The sequence below is a fragment of the Dehalogenimonas formicexedens genome (genome assembly GCF_001953175.1).
In the GTDB taxonomy this organism is placed as follows: Bacteria; Chloroflexota; Dehalococcoidia; order Dehalococcoidales; family Dehalococcoidaceae; genus Dehalogenimonas; species Dehalogenimonas formicexedens.
Genome location: NZ_CP018258.1, coordinates 1,562,282 through 1,582,892 on the forward strand (window position 1 = coordinate 1,562,282; position 20,611 = coordinate 1,582,892).

The window sequence follows — 20,611 nt, forward strand, 5'->3', positions numbered from 1 at the left end:
CCATCGGGTCAAATCATCCGGCAACTTCATTTTCCCTTTTACCCCGGCTATCTTCGATGTTATCATTAGCTATGACACCCCACGCGGTTGAGGTCCGAAACCTCACCAAACAATACAAGGATGTCACCGCCGTCGATAACCTGTCTCTCGATATTTTCGAAGGTGAATGCTTCGGTCTCCTCGGTCCCAACGGCGCCGGTAAGACCACCCTGGTAAAAATGTTGACCACGACGTCCCCTCTGACCGGCGGTACCATCAACGTCATGGGTATGGACCTCCACAAGGAGCCGCGAAGGATCAAATCCCTCTACGGTGTTGTTCCTCAAGGCGACAACCTGGATCCCGAGCTCTCGGTCATGGAGAACCTGATCACGTTCGCCAGATATTTTGACATCCCCAGGGAAGAGGCCAGGATCCGGGCGACCGGTGCGCTTTCCTTATTCAAGCTTGAACATAAAGCCAGCGGCAAGATAAAAAACCTTTCGGGAGGCATGAAGCGTCGGCTTCTGCTTGCCCGTGCCCTCCTTAACAAACCCCGCATCATCATCCTCGACGAGCCGACGGTTGGTTTGGACCCCCAATCCAAATATCTCGTCTGGCAAAAATTGAAGGGGTTGAAAAGCCGAGGCGTCACGTTGCTGCTGACCACCCAGAATATGGATGAGGCGGCGGTGTTGTCCGACCGCGTGGCTATCATGCATCAAGGGAAAATCCTGTCCCTAGACAAGCCAAATGCGTTGGTTGAAAAATATGTCGGCGATCGCGTGGTCGAAATTCTCCCAAATGAACAGCGCCGCGCAGAGCTGCAGGATGAACTGAATAAACGGGGCGTCGAATTTGAAGCGGTGGACAGCATTTTCCAGGTTTTTCATTCACCCACCGACGCGTTGTGCGCCGATCTGGGAAACTTAGGGTTCAACGCGTGGCAACGGCTGGGAACCCTGGAAGACGTATTCATCAAGTTGACTGGCCGGGGGCTGGTGGAATGATCCAGTTGCCTTCACGCCGGGCAATCCACATGTGGCAGCGCAACCGTGATGTTTTCGTCAGGCTCTGGTGGTCTCTGGCGCCGGCCTTCATGATCGAACCTGTATTGCTCCTCCTGGCTATCGGCCTGGGATTCGGAGCCTACATAGGGGTCATCCAGGGAGAGGAATATATCAATTATATCGTCCCCGGCATTCTGGCCAGTCACGCCATGACCACTGCCACCTTCGAAGCGACTTACGGCGCCTATTTTCGGATGGAGTACCGCCGAACCTACGACGCCATCCTGGCGACGCCCCTCAACATCGAGGACATCGTAACCGGCGAGATACTATGGGGCGCCACCCGCTCGGTCATTACCGCCACCATCATCATGATCGTGGCATTACTTTTCGGATTACTCAATTCATGGTGGGCCATACTGATCCCGGTCGTCGCCGGCCTGGTGGGATTCCTCTTTTCATGCCTGGCCATTATCTTTGTTTCCGTGGCTTCATCGGTGTATAGCTTCAACTATTACTTCACGTTGTTCATCGCGCCGATGACCTTCTTTTCGGGCGCCTTTTTCCCGCTGGACAATCTCCCGGCGGCAGTTGGCCGCATATCTCCCTTTTTGCCCCTGACCCATTCGGTCAGATTGATGAGAGCACTGGTAACAGGTGAGTTCGGCGTTTCGACGTTTGCTTCGTTTGCGATAGTTGTCGCCGCCATAATTGTGCTCTTTCTGATGGCCGCCGCTGTGATGAGACGCCGGGTGTTGGAATAGTCCAGCCAGGGTTCCGGTTCGAATTTTGTCGTTAAATTGCTTTATGTCCAGTTTCATCATAAAATGTATGATAAATTGTTTTATCATCCCGTTGAGCTTTCTCGCCTGTCTGCCTGAGGATCTGGCAAGTCAGATTTCCTATGCCCGATAGCGAATCCACCGGCAGCCCCGGCCAAAAACCGCCCGTCGATAGAAAACCCGACGGAAGCAAGCTGAACCCCGACCTTATTTCCAGGGAACAACGCCAGGGGTCCCGTCCGGGCGATATTTTCGTCAGGGTTAACCGACCCAGGGGATTTCAGAAGGTCGGTCCGGGACACTTTCTGGCGACGCCTGAAGCGCATATCCCTCAAGGCCGAGCTGACAGGCTGTTCCTTGCCATTAAGCGCATCTTCATCGGCCGGCCTTTGGCCAAGGTTGAGGAGTCTCAAGAACGGCTGGGCGTGGCCAAAGCCCTGGCAGTATTCGGCTCCGATGCCATCTCATCCTCGGCATACGCAACAGAAGCCGCTCTGCTGATATTGATGACGGCGGGCAGTGCGGCGCTTCACATCTCGCTTTACACCGCCGTCGCTGTTTCGGTGGTATTCGCCATCGTTGTTTTATCCTACCGCCAGATCGTGTACGCCTACCCGCAGGGTGGAGGCGCCTACAACGTATCAAAGACCAACCTGGGCAAAATGCCCAGTTTGATAGCCGCGGCGGCGCTGGTTATCGATTACATCCTGACGGTAGCCGTCTCAATAGTGGCCGGAGTCCAGGCAATTACTTCGGCGCTTATTGTTTCGGGTCACGGGCATTGGATCCAGATCCTGAACGATAAGTTGCCCGGGGTCGCTGAACCGGCGGTGGTGCTTTGCCTGGTTTTTATCGGCCTGATGACCCTGATCAACCTGCGGGGCGTCCGGGAATCAGGCACGGTATTTTCAATCCCGACATATCTCTTCATCATGGGCATGATCGCCGTCCTTGCCATCGGCATCTTCAAAGCTATCAACGGCACTCTGGCGCCCGCTTCACCCCCTCCGGTACTGCCGGTTCTGGCTCCCGTGACCCTATGGCTGGTCCTTCACGCTTTTTCCTCAGGCGCCGTGGCCATGACAGGCACTGAAGCCATATCCAACGGTGTGCCGTCGTTCAAACCTCCGGAATCACGCAATGCGGCCAGAACCATGACTTTGATGGCTGTTTGTTTGTCCGCTTTCTTCCTCGGCATCAGCTTTTTGGCTAATCACATGCATCTGGTCCCTGGAACCGAGACGATCATCTCCCAGACTGCTCTAGCCGTTTTCGGTCCCAACATCATCTACTATATTTTCCAGATTGCCACCATGGGCATCCTGGTGGTTGCCGCCAACACGGCTTTTTCGGGCTTCCCGCGCCTGGCTTCGGTGCTGGCTGCCGATGGTTTCATGCCCCGGCAGTTTCTTTTCAAAGGCGACCGGCTGGCCTTCTCAACCGGGATCCTTGCCCTGGGTGTCGCCGCTTCAGTACTCGTAGTGTTGTTCCAGGGCAATATCGGCAGCCTGATCAACCTCTACGCCATCGGGGTTTTTCTGGCGTTCAGTCTATCCAATTCCGGAATGGTCATACACTGGTTCCGCGCTAAAACCCGGGGTTGGCGGATAAACATGGTGGTTAACGGCACTGCCGCGGTAATGACGGCGATAATCCTCGTCATCGCAATAGCGACCAAATTCACCGAAGGCGGTTGGATTGTCATCGTCATGGCTCCGTTGATTGTTTTGCTTCTCCTGGCAACCCGCGACCACTACGATCGTGTCGCCGCCCAGCTTCGAGTTATCGAAGGGGAACCACTGCCTTCAAAGCTTGAACACATCACCATCCTTCCCATTGACGACGTTAATCGCGCTTCCCTCCGGGCGATGGCTTTCGTTCGCAGTATCTCATCAGAATCATTGGTCCTCCATGTCTCTACCAACCCCGAACGAGCCGAACGCCTCAAGCGAAAAATGGCGAAATTCGCCCCGGATTTCAAACTTGTTATCGTCGAATCGCCGACCTCATCGTTCGTCCAACCGATGATAACTTATATCAACGCCATCCACAGCCAGTCTCCGGACACCCTCGTGACAATCGTCTTCCCGGAATTCATACCGGCGCACTGGTGGGAGCAATTCCTGCATAACCGGACTGCGCGCCGCCTGTACCGGGTGTTCGAGAAACATCCCAATGTCGCCGTAGTTCTGGTTCCATATCAACTGGTCAAATAGAATTATGGATAAGGTCAAAAAGGCTCTGGCGGATTACATCGCGGTTCTTGCCAAATGTTCCATAGAAACCAGGATTCAAGAAGATCAAGGGCTCTATCAATTTCACCTTGCGCAAGCGGCTCTGATGTTCCTGGCCATCGAGAAAGATGGTTCGATCGATAAGCTGAAACAGATTACCGGCATGGTGAATCAGGTATATCAGTTGAATCCGCTCCACGGCCTGGCTGGGACAGTGGCAACCGAGGCTTTCAAAATATTCACCAACCTGGTGCAATCCGGTTAATCCTTAGAATCTCGGCTCGTCTCAAATTCGGCGGTCGATCTTTGTCGGCCTGCCTTGACGCTGCGTCTTACCGTGAATAAAATCGTCTTATGAGCAGCTACGATGTCATTATTATTGGCGGAGGTCCAGCCGGACTATTCAGCGCCCTGGAACTGTCCAGGAACAAAAACCTGAAAATCCTGCTCCTGGAAAAAGGCCGTGACATCGACGACCGCACCAATATCGTCAGCGGCCTGGGCGGAGCCGGTGCTTTTTCCGACGGAAAACTCACCCTATCGCCCAAGGCAGGCGGCCACTTGGCTGAGTACGTCGGTGAAATCGCAGCCGAAAAACTGATTCAGCACGTCGATAAGGTCTGGCTGGATTTCGGCGCCCCGGACAACCTCTTTGGAACGGGCCCGGAAGTTGCCGAGATTGAACGGAGGGCTTCTCTGGCCGGGTTGCACCTGGTGCCCCTGCCTGTCCGGCATTTGGGCACCGAACGATGCCACGCGGTCCTGAGAGCTATCCGGGATCACCTCAAGAACCTCGTTGAGATCCGGGTGAATACCCCGGTAGTCCGGATTGTCGAAACTGGGGGCAAACTTACTGGCGTGGAAATTTCCGGCGGTGAAATTATTGAGGCTAACAACGTCATCGCCGCCCCGGGGCGCGAAGGAGCCGACTGGCTGATGAAACAGTCCCGGGCTCTCGGACTGTCACTGGCCACCAATCCGGTCGATGTCGGCGTTCGCGTCGAACTACCCAACGCCATCCTGGACAACCTCACCAGCGTCCTTTACGAAGCCAAATTGGAATATCTCTCCAGGAGTTTCGACGACCGCATCCGCACCTTCTGCATGTGCCCCCAGGGTACCGTCGTACGCGAAACCACGGGCGGCGATGACCCGGTGGTCACCGTCAACGGCCAGAGTTACGCCTCTCATGACAGCCCCAACACCAATTTCGCCCTACTTGTCAGCACCCAATTCACCGAGCCCTTTAAGGAGCCGATCGCTTACGGCAAATATATCGCCAGGTTGGCTAACATTCTTGGGGGCGGTGTCCTTGTACAACGGCTGGGGGATTTGAAGAAAGGCCGTCGCTCAACCCCGGAACGCATAGACCGCGGTCTTGTGCGACCGACGTTGGAATCGGCCACCCCCGGCGACCTGTCCTTTGTCCTGCCCTACCGTCATCTCACCGGGTTGCTCGAAATGCTGGAGGCGATGGACAAACTGTCACCGGGAGTCGCCTCCGACCATACGCTTCTTTACGGCGTAGAGGTTAAATTCTATTCCTCGCGGCCGAAGCTTTCCGCCGGATTCGAGACGGAGATGCCGGGGCTTTTCGCCATCGGCGACGGGGCGGGGGTCAGCCGCGGGCTGGTGCAGGCAAGCGCCTGTGGGGTGGTGGCTGCGAGAGCCGTTCTTGCAAAGCTGGAATAAGCGATGCACACACTTTGGACAGGCTCGGCTCTCGATGCCGAAAACGGAATAAGAAGTTCGAAATGTGTGGTTCATAAATGATAATGAGCAAGACGCCAAGTGGCGCCCTGCTCATTTGGTTGCGACGACCTCCGGCTACTTCTTCCGCTGCTCTGTGTAATGCTCGATAGCCGCGGTCATGAATTTGGGCATATCGGGGTGGAATTTCAGGTAGAAGGCGGCGAAGCGTTCATCTTCCGAGTACATCCGCCCCAGGCCCAGAATCATCTCGTCGGTATAATGACTGAAGTTCTCCATGAGCTGCCGCCAACGGCCGATCTGCTCCTGGACCTCTTTGCTCCCGGGTCCCTTGCCCATGTTGGCGACGATATTCATGTAGATTTCGCCGAACTCCGCCTGGAGGGCGTCCCACTTCTGCTTGCCCATGGCCATCACTTTGGCTTCTGAGTCAGCGATGGTTTTTTCGCCGTATTTTTCACGGGCTTCCCGGCGTATAGCCTCCACTTCTTTTTCGGAGAAACCTTTATAATAGTCCTTGATTTCCATTTTTTTATTTCCTTTCAACTTCTGGATTGTCCTGTCCACCGTACCCAGCAGTTCGCCCAACCTGGCCACCTTTCCTCTAAGCAGCTCCCGATGCGACTCAAGGGCGGTCAGCAAGTCAAAGTCCGGTTTTTCCATGATGGCTCTGATATCAGACAATTCAAAGCCGAGTTCACGAAAGAACAGGATCTGTTGCAGGCGTAAAGCAGCCGCATCGTCATAACGGCGATAACCGGACTCCGAATATGACTCCGGTTTCAACAGTCCGATCTTGTCGTAGAACTGCAGGGTTCGCGGGCTGACGCCGGAGACTTTTGCCAGTTCCCCGGTAGCGTAACTGCGGGCGACGGCCACAGGTCTTCTCCTTACATACTGATTTATCGATCGACAGAAAGCAGTATAATCTATTACGTAACGTAATAGTCAAGAAAAACAATTCCGTCCGATGCATCGAACTATCACTGGGACTCGACGGTAGTACAGGCTTCCTGCCTGTACAGGCTTGCGTGGGCAAAAACCGAATAATCCGAAAAACAAAAGCTCAGCACCACATGATGCCGAGCTTTAGGCCCCATGCGAGATATTTTACTTTGCTTTTTCCAGTTTCTCGATCACCGAATTCAACATCGTTTCCTGTTGTTTCAGCTGTTTCCGGTACTCCGGTGTGCTGGTGTCGGTGATCTCCATTCGAAAATCGGATTTATAGTTATTCAAGATGTCCAGTACCAGGTCGCGTTCTTCGGGGGTGAAGTCCAGTGTCATCATATTTCTTCCTCCTCGTTTCAGTTTGCATTTTCATTGTAGCATCGGATTTTGGCATCCCAAAACCGGCAGTAACGGGAGAAGGTTTGATTTTGACTGGAATCAGCCCTTGAAAGCCTGGTTAGCCAGGGCATCAGCTTCGCGGTTTCTTTCACGAGGAATATAGGTATACCTGACGCTTTTGAACCTGGACTCAAGCGCCTTAGCCCTGGCGTACAGAAGCGCCAAACCCGGATTCTTAACCTGGTACTTGCCGGAGAGTTGCTTGACGGTCAATTCGGAATCGGCATTGAGCGATAAATCCGTCGCTCCCAGTTTGAGAGCCTCCTCCAGCGCCGCGATAACCGCATGGTATTCCGCCTGGTTGTTGGTCATGTTGCCAATAGCGCGGCAAATCGTCTTTAGCACCTGCCCCGAAGGCGTCCGGATGATGACCCCGATAGCCGAAGCGCCCGGGTTGCCGCGGCAGGCGCCGTCGGTGTTAGCGATAAGTTGGGTCAATAGTTCACTCCAGATATATGATGCGGTTGCAGTTGGCGCACCGTACTACATCGCCAGCGCGCGCCCTATGCAGCCACGCTGGGCTCACCGCGATGCCGCAGCCTCTGCAGGTACCCTGCTCGACCTTGGAGATGGCCTTGCCTTTCTGTTTTCGGAGGGCCTGATACTGGACCTGTACTTCAGACGGTATCTCAGGAAGAAGCCCGGCCCGGCGTGCCTCAAGCTCGAAAAGTTCGGCCATGGCGGAATTCAACTGGCCCTTAAGTTCACCATTATGGGCTGCCAAGGCTTCCACATGCCTTTGCAGGGCTATCTCGGCGTCTGAGATCGTTTTCTCTGTGGCTTCGAGCGCTTCCATCAACTCCAGCGATTTATCTTCGTAGGGAACCCGGTGTCCCCTCAACAGTTCGACATCTTTCTGCAGGGTGGTGAGCTCTTTTGGGCTGGTGATCCGGCCGCTGTAAAGCTTTTCCTCGTAGCCTTTGATCCGGTCGGTGAAATCGTCGACCTGGGCGTCGTTTTCCCTGAGTTCATGCTGCAGGCGCTTCAGCTCGGTTTGCCATCTTCCGATCGCGGCACGCTCCGCCGCCAGCGGGTCGGTCGCCAACTCGTTCTGAATGCGCGTTGATTTTTCCCTGGCGGCATCCGATGCCAGATCGATTTCCTGCAACTGGTATAGCAAACGGGGAATATTCACCATTGTTCCTATTGTACGTGTGCGAACGGCGGACTTCAATCAGCCAATGGTAGACATCTTGCCACTTTCCCAGTTTTGGGGTAGTCTATCATAGATATTTTTGAGAGTGCTCAGGGATGATTGATAACATTTTCGATTTTTTCTTCGGGAGTTTTCCCGGATTTATTGCCTTTATCTTTACTGTCTTGATTTATTTCTTGCCAACCATTATCGCTTTTGCGAGACATAAGAATTTTTGGATTATCGGCGGTTTCAACATCTTGCTCGGTTTGACTATCACCGGAGGCATACTTTTCGCGGATGCGTTTTTGGGGCTAACTTTTTTTGGATGGATGTTAGCCCTGGTTTGGTCGGTCAAGAAGTAAAGCCCTTCAAACTAAAAGCGTTCTCAAAAGGCGGGTGATCACCCGCCTTTTCTTTGTTCCAAATTTAATCCGCCAAAAGACCATTCAAACCCGGCGATTTTCGATGTTTGCCGCGTTCTAAAATATTTTTGTTAAAAGTATTGACAATGCCCTACCCCGCCCATAAAATGGGTAAACGTGGTAAATTGTGGGAGAAGGCGGGGGCTCCCAGCGAATGTTGTTTTTCGGTGAATTCCATTACAAGTTAGACGAAAAAGGCCGATTGCCGGTGCCTCCCCATTTCCGCGCGCCCCTGCAAGAAGGCATCGTCCTGGCACCCGGCCTGGATGGCTGCATCGACGCTTATTCCAACAAGGAATGGGAAGTATTTTCCTCGGGTATCGCCGCCGCGTCAACCAGCCCCTCCAAGCTGCGCAAGCTCAAGCGCACCATGTTCGGCCAGGCTTTTCCGGCCTCGATCGACGGCCAGGGAAGGATTTCACTGCCCGAGCCCCTGCGTTTTTACGCCGGCATAAAGACCGATGCCGTGGTTGTCGGGGTTTCCGACCACTTGGAAATCTGGAGCAAGTCCGCCTGGGATTCGGAAAAAGCCGATGACCAGGCCCAGGTCTGGCAAATCATGGAAGGGCTGGAAAAGCGCTAAGATGCCGATCTCCCATCTGCCGGTAATGCTCGATGAAACGCTGCAGGCCCTGGCGGTCGGTCCGGGCGGGCGTTATATCGACGGCACCGTCGGCGCCGCGGGTCATTCCCGCGCCATCCTGGAACTGGCTTCCCCCGGCGGTCAGCTCCTCGGCTTCGACTCCGATCCCGGAAGCCTTGAAATCGCCCGGCGGAACCTTGCCGGGTTCGAAGGTTCTTACCTTTTGATCAACCAGAACTTTGCCACCATGGAGACGGCGGCCAGGGCTCATGACTTTTACCCGGTAAACGGCATTTTATTGGACCTCGGCCTGGCGTCGATGCAGCTCTCCGAAACCGGCCGGGGCTTTTCATTCCAGTACGACGCTCCCCTGGACATGCGTTTCTCGCCGGAGCAGAAACTGACCGCCGCCGAGATCGTTAATTCCTACGCCGAGGCAGAGATCGCCGACATCCTGTGGCGCTACGGCGAGGAGCGCTTCAGCCGCAAGATCGCGCGGCGAATCGTCGAGTCGCGCACGCTCAAGACAACCGTCGAACTTGCCAACCTTGTGGCCAAAACCATCGGCCGGTCCGGCGACATCCATCCGGCCACCCGCACTTTCCAGGCGCTCCGCATCGCCGTCAACGAGGAGCTCCCCCGGCTTGAAAGCGCCCTTGAGCAGGCGACGCGCCTGCTCGGTTTCGGCGGCAGGCTGGTGGTCATCAGCTATCACTCGCTGGAGGACCGCATCGTCAAGCAGTTCATGCAGCAGGAATCGACTGACTGCATTTGCCCCGCCGATCTGCCGGAGTGCCGCTGCGGCCATGCCGCCAGGCTGCGGATTTTGAATAAGAAGGTCATTACCCCGTCTGAAGACGAATTACGTACCAATCCTAGGAGCCGCAGCGCCAAGCTGCGGGCTGCCGAGCGCATCCTCAGCCGTGAGGAGCCGGGGGTGTCGCTTGAAGACCATTTTTTTCTGAGAGAGAGAAGAACAAGAGTGGCCAGGTATGGCCTTGAGGCGGGCCTCCCCACTCTTCGCCGCGGACCACCCGGATTCACCGCCGGGTCAATCTGCCCTGACAAAAGGAGGGCAGCGATGTGAAAAAGGCGAATAGCCTGAGATATTGAACGGCATCCCAAAGTAAATTTGAGTAAGACAATCTAAGGAGGAGGCAATGAAACGTAGGGTCGTCACGGCAATTGATGTCGGTACTACCAAGATCTGTACCGCCATCGCTGAAATCACTGAAAGCGGCGCCACCCAGGTTATCGGGGTTGGCATTAACCCGTCCCACGGCTTGCACAAGGGGCTGGTGGTCAACATCAACGACGCCGCCGCATCCATCCGCGAGTCCATCAGGAAGGCCGAACAGGCTGCCAATTACAAGGTTGAGTCCGCCTATGTCGGCGTCACCGGACGGCACGTAAGCTCGGTCAACAACAAAGGCGTCGTTTCCATCACCAGGGGCGACCGTCTGGTCCGTCCCGATGATCTCAAGCGCGTCCTGAACAGCGCCCAGTCCATCAAGGTCCCCAACGACCGCAAACTCTTACACGTCATCCCCCGCAATTACGCTATCGACGGCCAGGTCGGCGTCCGGAACCCGGTCGGCATGCATGGCTTCAGGCTCGATGTCGAAACCCATGTCATCACCGCCGCTTCCGCCTCGGTGCAGAACCTGGTCAAGTGCATCCGCGGCCTGGGCATCGAGATCGATGACCTGGTCCTGGAACCCCTGGCCTCCAGCGAGGCCGTCCTGACCGAAGATGAGAAACAGGTCGGCGTCGTACTGGCCGATATCGGCGGCGGCACCACCGACGTCTGCATCTTCAAGGACGGTTCCATCTGGCACACCGCCATCCTTCCGGTCGCCGGCTACCAGCTCACCCGCGACGTGGCTATCGGCCTGGGGCTGCCGTTCGACGTCGCCGAAGAGATGAAGAAGCGCTACGGTTCGGTTATGCCGGTCTACGAGAGCCGCATGGAGCAGAACCCCATCTCCGAGGACGGCCACGGCATCAGCTACCAGGACCTGTGCGACATCCTCCGCGCCCGGATCGAGGAGATCACCCGGCTTATCCTCCTAGAACTGCCCGGCCAGGACTACGAGAGCGTCGTACCCGCCGGAATCGTCTTCACCGGCGGTTCCTCCAACGTCGCCGGCCTGGAAACCCTCGGCCGCGACGTGTCCCGCCTGCCGGTCAGAGTGGGCATGCCGGGCAACATCTACGGCCTGACCGACGCCCTCAGGGATCCCGCCTACGCCACCGGCGTCGGCCTGCTGCTCTGGGGCGCCAAGAACCAGCCCAAAGCCAAAAGCTGGAACCCCTTCGCATTCTTAGATCGCGTGAAAGGGCTGCTCGCCAAGTTCAACTTCGGCGGCACTAGAAATACCACCAATACCTGAAAAATAAAAGAGACGGAAATAAAGAGGAGAAAAAGAATATGGCTAAGACGAGTTACCTGCCCAATCCCGCCAGAATCAAGGTGTTCGGCTGCGGCGGCGGCGGCTGCAACGCGGTCACCCGCATGGTCCGCGAAGAAATCCAGGGCGTTGAATTCATCGCCCTGAACACCGATGCCCAGGCCCTGGCCATCACCGAAGCCCCCGTCCGCGTCCAACTCGGCGAGAGGGTCACCCGCGGCCTCGGCGCCGGCGGCGACCATACCATGGGCCAGAAAGCCGCTGAAGAGTCCCGCGACGACATCCGCGAGCTGGTTTCCAATTCCGAGATGGTTTTCGTCACCGCCGGCATGGGCGGCGGCACCGGCACCGGTTCCGCTCCCGTCGTGGCTGAGGAAGCCAAGAAGAGCGGCGCCCTGACCATCGCCGTAGTCACCAAGCCGTTCTCGTTCGAAGGTTCGCACCGCATGAAGACCGCCAAAGAGGGCATCTCCAAGCTCCTGGGCAAGGTCGACACCCTGATCATCATTCCCAACGACCGCCTGCTGGAACTCTGCGATGCCAAGACCGGCGTCGACACCGCCTTCAAGATGGCTGACAACGTCCTGCAGCAGGGCGTCAGGGCTATCTCCGAGGTCATCACCGTCCCCGGCACCATCAACCTGGACTTCGCTGATGTCAAGGCTATCATGAAGGACGCCGGCCCCGCCTGGATGAGCATCGGCCGCGGCGCCGGCAAGAACCGCGCCATCGACGCCGCCCGCGAAGCCCTGGCCTCCCCCCTGCTGGATGTTTCCGTATCGGGCGCCCGGGGCGTCCTGTTCAACGTCGTCGGTCCAGCCGACCTGTCCCTGTATGAAGTCAACGAAGCCGCCGAGGTCATCCGCAAGGCTGTCGATCCGGACGCCAACATCATCTTCGGCGTCGGCTCCAACACCAACATGGGCAACGACGTCCATATCACCCTCATTGCCACCGGGTTCAACGTTGCCACGGAGGAAGGCGAAGCCGATGATGAACTGACCGCCAAGCTCCGCGGCATCAAGAACGAGGAAGAACTGGACGTTCCTTCCTTCCTGCGCCGCCCGCTGTTCTCCCAGAACCGCGCCCCGGCTCCCGAACCGTCCCGGTCCAACCGGCCCCCGACCCGCAGCACCTACCGGTAGCCTCCTCATTATTGGATATAGCGAAGGCGGTGGACAAAATCCACCGCCTTCGTTGTTACCGATAAATTGAATAAGCACCAAAACCCAATTTCTAAATGCCAAACAAATTCCAATTTTCGAAATCATAAACACCGATAATATTCGTTTTTCGCGTTTTTCGCTAAAAGTTTTATGAAGAAACGAATCACTGATTTCAGCTTTAGCCCAATCGTGAGATCCATTCCAAAAACGAAGGAAAACCAACCGGCAAACACCCGAAGTAGTCGATCTATCAACGCCCCGCACGAAAACAATTGAAACAATTCGGATGGGCGGTTGTCGTCGCGCGTGTCCCTGGTTCTCGCGTCCCGGGTCCGCATTCCGGCGCCTGCCAGTCCCTTGCCGATGAAGAATGTGAAAACGAATGAAACAAACCGGATAGTCGGGAATTGTAATACGCGTTATTCCATGCGGACCACAATGCGCCAGATAGAGAGCTTGTCAGAGTAACCGTCCGATACAAGTGTTCTGTTTCGTTCACGGGTATTATAGCACGGGCGTTCACAGGTTTGTCAAGCGTCTCGTGTCGTTATTGGTGGAATGTTTTGTTATGTCCTGTGGGGGCGGGTTAAAAACCCGCCCCCACAGGACATGGAGGGCGACCTACGGGTCGCCCTCCAGTGGATTTATTGATGCCTTCTATCGTTGCTACCCCGCCCCTCGAAGATAAACTTCAATTTGGGCTATGATATAGATGCCATGCCTCAGACCAAGGACCACCTCTACTGCAAGGCGCTGCGCCAGGCGATAACCGCCGCGGGGACGGCTGCTCCCCTGAAAGACAAGCTGGAGGCGATCACGCGCATCGTCTCACGCACCTTCGATACCGGCGCCGCCATAAGCCTGCTCGACGCCACCGGCAGCCACCTCATCCAGACCGCCCACTGGCGCCTGCCGCCGACCTATGTGCAGAAGGGGCTGATCGATGTCGGCAAAAGCCTGAACGAAACGGTCTCGGGCGCCCCTGTTTTCATCGAGAACGTGGCCGCCGACAGCCGGGTTCAGTACTCTTCGGCGGCGGTCAAAGCCGGGATCGTGTCCATCTTCGGCGCCCCGATTTCCCAGGACGGGCACCAGATCGGCGTTTTGAGGCTCTACTTCAAAAAAACCCCGGTTATCACCTTCCAGGACACCAGCTTCGTGAAAGCCCTGGCTCAACTGGCCGGCATCGTGCTGTCCCGCCAGACAATCGAAGTAAAAGGGGAGGTGCCCGCTGCGCCGGCCAAGCAGGCCGGAATGGTCAAATTCAACCACGCCAGCGAGGAGGAATTTGCCCGCATCCTCGATTTCTACAACGTGCCGTGGATGTACGAGCCGCGGTCTTTTCCCATCGGGCGAAAAAAGCAGGGCACCCCCGAACTCTTCACCCCGGATTTCTACCTTCCCAGCCTCGACCTCTACGTCGAGCTGACGACGATGAAGCAATCCCTGGTCACCCAGAAAAACCGCAAGCTCAAGGCTCTGAAAACGCTTTACCCGGAAACCAAAATCACGCTGTTATACAAGAACGATTACGAAAAACTCCTGGCCAAATACGGCACCGGGCCGTTGGCGGAGTCGCGCGCTCACGGGGTCAGCCGGATCCTGTACTCGGCGGCGGAAATCGACCAGCGGGTCAAGGATATCGCCGCAAGAATATCCGCGGATTACGCCGGCAGGCGCCCGGTGCTGCTGGGGGTGCAGCGGGGCTTTCTGTGCTTCATGGCCGACCTCATCCGCCAGATAACCGTGCCGATGGACCTGGACTTCATCGCCATCTCCTACTACTCCGGCGCCAAGGAACCGGCGGTAAAGATCACCAAGGAGGCCGATCTGCCGCTGGCGGGGCGTCACATTCTGCTTGTCGAGGACATCGTCGACACCGGCATCACCCTGAATTACATCCTGAATTATCTCCAGGAAAAACAGCCGGCCAGCCTGTCGGTCTGCACCCTCCTCGACCGCGAGGCGCGGAGATTGGTGAACATCAAGCTGGATTACACCGGGTTCAACGTCCCGGATGAGTTCGTGGTCGGCTACGGCCTGGATTACCACGAGGAATACCGTAACCTGCCGTTCATCGTCGTGCCGCAGATAAAGGGACCGGAAAAGGAGAAATCCGAAGCACTAAATACGAAGCACGAAACCAAAATTAAGGAAGAATAATCAAAAAGAAGCAACCAAGGGGATGGGAGCGGTATTTCGGATTTCGAAATTCGTATTTCGAATTTGGTAAAAAATAGGGATCCCAGGTAGCCTCTGCCCCCGGGTCAGACCCTTCAGAACTCCCTGGCAGGACCGGCAAAGTTTTCAATAACGCTCCCAGGACGAACCTTGGGTTGATTAAGTTTCCCTTTCAGGTACCCCGCCAGTTCAATGCTCTGAAGACCTTCCCATTGCATTGGTTACCTGGGACACTTACATGATGGCATGAGACCGAGGCTTAAGTCAAAACCGGATCGGGGAGTATACAGCTATTCGTCGTATTGCGCCGATCGCCGTTTTCTCCTCAATCCTCGCGATTAGGCGGTTGACCATGATTTTTCGCACCAGGCCAACGGGCCGACAATAAAAATCCAAAGCGCTGACCGGGCACAACCTCCGCGACAGGTAAGGTGAGGCCGTTATTGGAAATTTGTAGTATTGGTATTATTTGGCCATTGGTATGATTGAACGGAGGGAGGCGTGGCGGAGTGGAGAAAAAGGGATCCCAGGTAGCCTTTGCCCCCGGGATAAATCCTTCAGACTCTCTGAACAGGGTCTGCGAAGGTTTTCTTAAACTCTTCCAGGACGAACCTTGGGGTTGTTAAGTTTTCCTTCCAGTAGCCCGATCAGGTCATTGCCTGACGGTGATTCCCACTGCATTGGTTACCTGGGACAGCTACTATGATTTCACACCCGTATAACCGGCGTCAAAGTCATTGAGGGCAAATCAGAGCCAAAGGGATCGTTATTTCGGCAATAAGCGATAGGTTCTACTTGTTTGTTTCACAGTTTAAAAATATTTAAATCGAACGGAAATGCTAATCCAGGCAATGCCGAAGCCAAACCTCAACGTCTGGAAAGGACCAGGAACGCCAGACCAAGGACAAGGATGGCGACGGCCCAGATGAACATCTTAGCGAGGCCGATGAGAACGATGTAGCCCACCAGAATAAGTCCCAGGCCGCCCACCACCAGCAGGATGCCGATGGTCCCGATCTTCTGCAAAAACGAAGACACGGGGCCTCCATCACCCGCCCCCGAATCCGGGCCGCCCTGCCGCATCCAGCGCCAGACAACCAGGACAGACAAAAGGACAATGACGGTCAGGACGATTTCGAGCAATCCCAGACGCATGAAATCAGCTTAAACTCTGGCGGCCTCCGGTGTCAATGGAACCAGCCGGATACCAGAAACATTACGATGGTCATCAGGATCAAAAGACCACCGGCGCCAGCCGCCAGGAAAACAGTCAGGGCGCGTTCCCTGGAACGGGCGATACTTAGAACGCCGGTAATGAATGATGCGATACCGGCGATCATAGCCGAGACGGAAGCGATTACGGGTAAGGCCGATGTCGAGGCGATTTCACTCCCGTCCTGTTCGATGGCGACCAGCGCCCGGCCGATGGCGACGAGCGCGAAGAAGGCGACGATCAGCCACACCGACCATTTCCCGAGCGCGGTTTTCGGCAGGAAAGACATCAGCTAATGCTAGTCTGTCTTACCAACCGGAGTCAATCGGCTGGTTATATGTAGAGGTCCCGCCGGTTGTAGGCGATGCGAGCCCCCGTTACCGCCACGGCGACAATGACCAAAGACAGGCCGATGAAGACCGGGTCGAAGCGCGACTGGTGCAACAGTTCCGCCGGGTCGAAATACATAAACGGCGTCAGGTATTTCAAGAAGTCAAGGCTGCTGTTGAGGGTGACCACGACGGACAGGAAATAGGTGCCCAGCAGCACGAACAAAGCGGTGGAACTGGCCATCTTGTAACGCTTGAGGGCGGTACCTATAAAAACGCCGATCGAAAGAAACACAAGTTGTAACAGGAATAGCGCCGCCATGCTCAGCGCCAGGAATTTGTAAAAGGCGCTGTCCGGCTGGTAGTTGGTGGTGGCAGCCACCGAGATCCCCCAGGTAATAAGCAATAGCAGGACGCAGTTGACCAGCGCAGCCAGGGTTTTCGAAATAACGACGCGGCTGCGGGTAACCGGCAGGGTAAGCGAGAATTCGACCGTTTTATCCCGCTGTTCCTTGGCGATGATGTCGGCGCCCCACATGGCGGCGGCGATCGAAAGAAGCAAGGCGAAATACAGGAACATGATGCCGTAAAAACCGGAGACAGTCGTCAGGTTGAACGCCTGCAGGTTCAAGATGGTAAGCACCTGCTGCGGCAGGCTGTTCAGGGTGTCCAGAAGGTCCGGGTTGTTATAGTAAGCCGAAAACTTGGAAACACCGACGATGACGAACAGGATGACGACCCCTCCCCAGATCAAAAGAGACCGGAAATTGGCTTTAAGTTCCCGTAAAAATATATTCATCTCGGCTCCTAGGCCACCGCCGGAATGTCGCGGCGGGTATACAACATGTAACCGGCGGCGATCGAAACGACGATCACCAAAACACTGACCACTACCAATGGGGCATCGTACGAATTGTGGCCGATGATATACACCGGGTCGAAATGCTTGAACGGGCTGATCTTTTCAAGGATGCTGCTGCCCAACAAGTTACCGAAAGCAGCCAGCACGTACATGCCGAAACTGAGCGCCAGGGCGTAGGTGATAACACTCCGGACTCTCTTCACCAGAAGGGAGACACCTAAACCCACCCCGAGGAAAAAGAGCTGGAAGACAACGATGCTTGCCAGCAGCAGAAAGAGAGTTCCGGTATCAAAAGACTGACTGCCCTTGAACAGATTAAGGAAGGTCAAGCTGGCGACCCAGGTCGCGGCATTGGTGATCGTCAGGCCGGCGAACGCCGCCAAAAGCTTGCTGGAGAGTATCCGGTCTCTCTTGACCGGCTTGGTCAAAAGAAAATCAGCGGTCCATTCGGCTTCTTCCACCGATACCAGTCCGAAGCCGTAACTTGCCGCCTGGATAGCCAGGAGTAACTGGGCGAACAGGAACATGAAGCTGTAAAAGCCCAGGATGGTCGACAGGTCCACGCCATTTAGGCCGAAGGCGATGAGCAATTCCTTGGGGAAATTGTTCAGGAAATCATTGACCGATCCTATCTGGCTGGATATTGTGGAGAACATCGCCGAAAAGGCGAAGACGACGGCGGCGACGGCTACCGACCAGCCGAGAGCCGATTTCAGTTTCATCCGGAATTCATGTAAAAAAACATTCGCAACCATATTTCACCTACTCGTAGTAGTGCATGAAGATCTCTTCGAGGGACGGCTCCTCGATGGTGACATCGGCCACCGTGTTCTCGGCGATCCGGCGCATCACCACGTTGATATCACCGTTATACAGGAATCGTACCAGGCCGTCCGAGTGTTCCAGATTGGTGACACCCGGCAGATCGAAGCAGGAAGCTTCGATCTCGCCGGCCACCTGAACTTTCTTGTAGTTATCCTTCTGGAGGGTGCGGATGTCATCGATCTTGATGATGCGCCCCTCCTTGATAATGGCGACCCGGTTGCATAATCGCTGCACTTCTCCCAGGATATGGGACGAGAAGAACACCGTCACGCCGCGCCTGTTCTCATCCCTGATGAGATCGAAGAATTTGCGCTGCATCAGAGGGTCAAGGCCCGAGGTCGGCTCATCGAGGAATAGCAGCTTCGGCCGGTGAAGCAAGCCCTGGACGATGCCGACCTTCTTTCTATTGCCGTATGAGAGATCCTCAATCTTCCGCTCCAATTCAAGTCCCATAAGTTCGGAAAGCTCATGCATCCTTGCTTTGTGGTCGCCGGGATAAAAGCTCGCCGAATAGTTCAAAAGGTCCTTGACCTTCATCCGGTCGTAATAAAAAACCTCCGAAGGCAGGTAACCGATGTCTTTTCTGATCTCAGGACCGAACGCGATGCAGTCCTTACCAAAGATAGAGGCGCTGCCGCTGGTGGGATAAATGAGACCGAGCAGCAGGCGGATGGTGGTGGACTTGCCGGCGCCGTTGGGACCGATGAAGCCGAAAATCTCGCCTTCCTCAACCTTGAACGATACGTCGTTGATGCCGCGGGACTTGCCGTAATACTTGGTCAGGTGGTTGACTTCGATGACACTCATCAAATGCTCCTTATCGACTCCCTGAAGGTGTATTGGAGACCTCTCCGAAAAGGTCGATGTCCTTTTTAACGAATCCGTAGAACGCCAGCCGGGTCATCTGCTTGAGCTTATCCATGTTCTGCATCCAGTTCTGGATCAGCTCTTTTTTGGCGGCGAACCCTGCCCTCAACACATCCAGATACTCAAGAAAAACTTCCGCGTCGAGGGATTCATTGATGTATCCCTGGGCCTTCCCCTCAGCCAGGAAGTCCCGCCACATCGGCCAGGCTACGTTCCGGAACAGTTCTTCAATAAACGGAGCGATGTCCCGGTCCTGGCTGAGCATCTTGGCGATGACCTCATCGGAGGCCGCCGAGGCGATGGTGATTTTGCCCGCCACGATGCTGGCGAGTTTTTGGTCGAAGGGCAGGTCGGATTTTATGAAACCCTCGGCCATACGCCCGATTTCGGCGATGACCGATTTTGCGGCGGCCAGCACCAGCGCTTCACGGCTGCCAAACTGGTTATATATCGTTGTCGGGGAAACTTTGGCGGCGGCGGCGATATCCTCCACCGAAACCTTGCGGACGTCGTGGGTCCTGCGGAACAGGTCTACCGTGGTCTCGATGATGACCTGCCGCTTGCCGCCCCTTCCTCGCCCACTTTGTAGTTTTTGAGTCATATACTACAATTATACAATATCCTGTCAATATTATTTGAAGGTATTGACAAGCAGGGTTTGCCAGAATATACTCGGTATTAGTACCGGTTTTAGTACCCAATGAAATCGGGCAGGAGGAGAGTTATGGACAAATCCATCAGGGAACTATTCGACCTTTCCGGTAAAGTCGCCATTGTCACCGGAGGAGCCCAGGGGATCGGCAAGGGAATCGCTTTGAGGCTGGCCGAAGCCGGAGCCAGCGTCGCCGTCTCTGATATCAATCTAGAATCAGCCCAGGCAACCGTCGGCGAGATGAAAAAAATGGGCTATAAAGCCGTGGCGGTGCAATCCGACATCAGCAAGGTAGCCGAGGCGGAAAGGACCGTACAGGAGACCGTCAAACATTTCGGAGACCTGCACATCCTGGTGAACAACGCCGGAGTTTACCCGTTTGCCTCAACCGAAACGATGACCGAAGCCACATGGGACAAGACCCTTAACATCAATTTGAAGGGTTTGATGTTTTTCTCTCAGGCCGCTGTCAGGGCTATGGCTGCCAAAGGTCACGGCGGCAAGATCGTCAACATCGCTTCGGTGGACGGCTTGCACCCCACCGGCAACCTGCTTTCGTATGATGCCTCCAAAGGCGGCGTTATCATGCTTACCAAAGCCCTGGCCAAGGACCTGGCGCCGAAGGGGATCAACGTTAACGCCATCGCTCCCGGCGCCATCGTCACCCCAGGTGCTTCCGGCGGCCTTGCCGGAATGAGCCAGGAGCAGATCGACGCGGTCACCAAGGCGTTCCTGGCGACCATACCCATGGGCCGGCAGGGCACTCCGGACGATATAGGGCGGGTGGCACTATTCCTGGCTTCTGACGCCGCGGATTATATTACCGGCAGCGTCGTGGTAGCCGATGGTGGCTATCTGGTCGGATAGGCACTATACCCTAAGCCGGGGGAATACAGT

General features: G+C 55.6%; 22 protein-coding genes. 12 read left to right on the top strand and 10 right to left on the bottom strand.

Features of this window, described 5'->3' with window-relative positions:
- Window positions 1-56: 56 nt before the first annotated feature.
- The 5 genes from Dform_RS08120 to Dform_RS08140 all read left to right on the top strand — a co-directional run bounded on the left by Dform_RS08120 (window position 57) and on the right by Dform_RS08140 (window position 5,697).
- A complete protein-coding gene (locus Dform_RS08120; RefSeq protein WP_225973665.1) occupies window positions 57-989 on the top strand; it encodes an ABC transporter ATP-binding protein in 933 nt (310 codons plus the stop codon).
- Complete coding sequence (locus Dform_RS08125; RefSeq protein WP_076004565.1) at window positions 986-1,753, top strand: ABC transporter permease; 768 nt, start codon at window positions 986-988, stop codon at window positions 1,751-1,753. Before Dform_RS08120 ends, Dform_RS08125 begins: the two co-directional genes overlap by 4 nt.
- Before the next feature lie 140 nt (window positions 1,754-1,893).
- Window positions 1,894-3,987: an APC family permease gene (locus tag Dform_RS08130; protein WP_083635415.1), complete on the top strand. Its 2,094-nt coding sequence runs from the start codon at window positions 1,894-1,896 to the stop codon at window positions 3,985-3,987.
- 4 nt (window positions 3,988-3,991) lie between these two features.
- Window positions 3,992-4,270: a hypothetical protein gene (locus Dform_RS08135; protein WP_076004566.1), complete on the top strand. Its 279-nt coding sequence runs from the start codon at window positions 3,992-3,994 to the stop codon at window positions 4,268-4,270.
- An 89-nt stretch (window positions 4,271-4,359) separates the two neighbouring features.
- Window positions 4,360-5,697 carry an NAD(P)/FAD-dependent oxidoreductase gene (locus tag Dform_RS08140; protein WP_076004567.1) on the top strand — a complete coding sequence of 446 codons (1,338 nt, stop codon included), beginning with the start codon at window positions 4,360-4,362 and terminating at the stop codon, window positions 5,695-5,697.
- Window positions 5,698-5,832: 135 nt separating this feature from the next.
- Here Dform_RS08140 and Dform_RS08145 read toward each other — a convergent pair whose 3' ends face one another.
- From Dform_RS08145 to Dform_RS08160, 4 genes are all read right to left on the bottom strand, one after another.
- Window positions 5,833-6,594 carry a MerR family transcriptional regulator gene (locus Dform_RS08145; RefSeq protein WP_076004568.1) on the bottom strand — a complete coding sequence of 254 codons (762 nt, stop codon included), beginning with the start codon at window positions 6,592-6,594 and terminating at the stop codon, window positions 5,833-5,835.
- Between the two features lie 231 nt (window positions 6,595-6,825).
- Window positions 6,826-7,005: a hypothetical protein gene (locus Dform_RS08150; RefSeq protein ID WP_076004569.1), complete on the bottom strand. Its 180-nt coding sequence runs from the start codon at window positions 7,003-7,005 to the stop codon at window positions 6,826-6,828.
- Window positions 7,006-7,104: 99 nt separating this feature from the next.
- On the bottom strand, window positions 7,105-7,503 hold the full coding sequence (locus Dform_RS08155; RefSeq protein ID WP_076004570.1) for a ribonuclease HI family protein: 399 nt from the start codon (window positions 7,501-7,503) through the stop codon (window positions 7,105-7,107).
- Window positions 7,504-7,507: 4 nt separating this feature from the next.
- Window positions 7,508-8,200, bottom strand: a complete 693-nt coding sequence (locus Dform_RS08160) for a zinc ribbon domain-containing protein (protein WP_158513484.1) — start codon at window positions 8,198-8,200, stop codon at window positions 7,508-7,510.
- 116 nt (window positions 8,201-8,316) lie between these two features.
- On the opposite strand from Dform_RS08160, the gene Dform_RS08165 reads away from it, so the two are divergent.
- From Dform_RS08165 to hpt, 6 genes are all read left to right on the top strand, one after another.
- A complete protein-coding gene (locus Dform_RS08165; protein WP_225973666.1) occupies window positions 8,317-8,565 on the top strand; it encodes a superinfection immunity protein in 249 nt (82 codons plus the stop codon).
- Window positions 8,566-8,752: 187 nt separating this feature from the next.
- On the top strand, window positions 8,753-9,208 hold the full coding sequence (mraZ, locus tag Dform_RS08170) for a division/cell wall cluster transcriptional repressor MraZ (RefSeq protein ID WP_225973667.1): 456 nt from the start codon (window positions 8,753-8,755) through the stop codon (window positions 9,206-9,208).
- Window position 9,209: 1 nt separating this feature from the next.
- Window positions 9,210-10,295, top strand: coding sequence for a 16S rRNA (cytosine(1402)-N(4))-methyltransferase RsmH (gene rsmH, locus Dform_RS08175; protein ID WP_076004572.1), 1,086 nt, complete (start codon window positions 9,210-9,212; stop codon window positions 10,293-10,295).
- Between the two features lie 73 nt (window positions 10,296-10,368).
- On the top strand, window positions 10,369-11,601 hold the full coding sequence (gene ftsA / locus Dform_RS08180; RefSeq protein ID WP_076004573.1) for a cell division protein FtsA: 1,233 nt from the start codon (window positions 10,369-10,371) through the stop codon (window positions 11,599-11,601).
- A gap of 38 nt (window positions 11,602-11,639) precedes the next feature.
- The gene (gene ftsZ, locus Dform_RS08185; RefSeq protein ID WP_076004574.1) at window positions 11,640-12,764 is read left to right on the top strand and encodes a cell division protein FtsZ; all 1,125 of its coding nucleotides are present in this window, start codon (window positions 11,640-11,642) and stop codon (window positions 12,762-12,764) included.
- Between the two features lie 738 nt (window positions 12,765-13,502).
- Entirely contained in the window at window positions 13,503-14,948 is a 1,446-nt protein-coding gene (hpt, locus tag Dform_RS08195; protein ID WP_076004576.1) for a hypoxanthine phosphoribosyltransferase, read from the top strand.
- Window positions 14,949-15,833: 885 nt separating this feature from the next.
- Here hpt and Dform_RS08200 read toward each other — a convergent pair.
- The 6 genes from Dform_RS08200 to Dform_RS08225 are packed head-to-tail and all read right to left on the bottom strand — an operon-like array spanning window position 15,834 to window position 19,663.
- The gene (locus tag Dform_RS08200; protein WP_076004577.1) at window positions 15,834-16,121 is read right to left on the bottom strand and encodes a hypothetical protein; all 288 of its coding nucleotides are present in this window, start codon (window positions 16,119-16,121) and stop codon (window positions 15,834-15,836) included.
- Between the two features lie 32 nt (window positions 16,122-16,153).
- Window positions 16,154-16,468 carry a hypothetical protein gene (locus tag Dform_RS08205; RefSeq protein WP_076004578.1) on the bottom strand — a complete coding sequence of 105 codons (315 nt, stop codon included), beginning with the start codon at window positions 16,466-16,468 and terminating at the stop codon, window positions 16,154-16,156.
- A 44-nt stretch (window positions 16,469-16,512) separates the two neighbouring features.
- Window positions 16,513-17,307 carry an ABC transporter permease subunit gene (locus Dform_RS08210; RefSeq protein ID WP_076004579.1) on the bottom strand — a complete coding sequence of 265 codons (795 nt, stop codon included), beginning with the start codon at window positions 17,305-17,307 and terminating at the stop codon, window positions 16,513-16,515.
- A gap of 8 nt (window positions 17,308-17,315) precedes the next feature.
- Complete coding sequence (locus tag Dform_RS08215; protein ID WP_076004580.1) at window positions 17,316-18,125, bottom strand: ABC transporter permease; 810 nt, start codon at window positions 18,123-18,125, stop codon at window positions 17,316-17,318.
- A 7-nt stretch (window positions 18,126-18,132) separates the two neighbouring features.
- The gene (locus Dform_RS08220; protein ID WP_076004581.1) at window positions 18,133-19,002 is read right to left on the bottom strand and encodes an ABC transporter ATP-binding protein; all 870 of its coding nucleotides are present in this window, start codon (window positions 19,000-19,002) and stop codon (window positions 18,133-18,135) included.
- 10 nt (window positions 19,003-19,012) lie between these two features.
- Complete coding sequence (locus Dform_RS08225; protein ID WP_076004582.1) at window positions 19,013-19,663, bottom strand: TetR/AcrR family transcriptional regulator; 651 nt, start codon at window positions 19,661-19,663, stop codon at window positions 19,013-19,015.
- A gap of 123 nt (window positions 19,664-19,786) precedes the next feature.
- Between Dform_RS08225 and Dform_RS08230 the strand changes: the two genes are divergently transcribed.
- A complete protein-coding gene (locus Dform_RS08230) occupies window positions 19,787-20,581 on the top strand; it encodes an SDR family NAD(P)-dependent oxidoreductase (RefSeq protein WP_076004583.1) in 795 nt (264 codons plus the stop codon).
- Window positions 20,582-20,611 lie beyond the last annotated feature (30 nt).